Source organism: Streptosporangium oxazolinicum (genome assembly GCF_039537505.1).
Classification (GTDB): Bacteria; Actinomycetota; Actinomycetes; order Streptosporangiales; family Streptosporangiaceae; genus Streptosporangium; species Streptosporangium oxazolinicum.
The window spans coordinates 1-719 of the sequence record NZ_BAABAQ010000043.1; the positions used below are offsets into that span (position 1 = coordinate 1).

General features: G+C 65.5%; 1 protein-coding gene. It reads left to right on the forward strand.

Going from position 1 to position 719, the window contains the following annotated elements; translation table 11 throughout:
• The coding region (locus tag ABD817_RS39435; protein ID WP_344923574.1) for a hypothetical protein at positions 1-719 on the forward strand (719 nt) is incomplete at its 5' end.

Consider the following 719-nt stretch of genomic DNA (forward strand, 5'->3'; position numbering starts at 1 on the left):
CGGGCAAGGTTTCGGTGTACGGGGTGCAGCCCGACGGGCGACTGACCTACGCCGCGATCGACGCGGCCACCGGCCGGCGCACCCACGGCAACGTGGTCTCCACCGCCACCCTCGGATTCACCCCCAAAGCCATGGTCACCCTCAACTTCAACACCCTCCTGGTCACCGAGGACGGCCCCGAAGGCAAGCTCTACCGCGTCGACATCATCACCAACAACAACAGCCTGTCCTTCGAACCCCCCATCCACCTCGCCAACGGCTACACCCACGACCTCCTCGCCTTCGACGGCACCTACCTCTTCGGCATCGCCGACGGCGTCCTACGCCGCTACGCCATCAACACCGCCAAACCCACCAGCGCCAACATCTCCGGAAGCGCCCTCATCGGCCGAGGCTTCACCCTCAAATCCCTCACCACCACCGCCACCAACTGGATCCTCGGCACCACCGACACCGGACTACTGCTGTCCTACCGCATCAACGGCATCGAAAGCTACAACCGCTACCAGCTCAAAGACGCCACCTGGGACGGCATGAGCCACCTGATGTCCCCCGGCGCCGGCGTCTACTACGGCCACCTGCCCAACGGAGCCCTCTACCGCTACCGCGACCTCAACCCCCACGACGGCAACGGCGACGACATCACCGGCCACGGCACCGTCGACACCAACGGCTGGTCCCAAACCCTCCTGTCCGCCCAGCCCAACACCGTCAGCTAA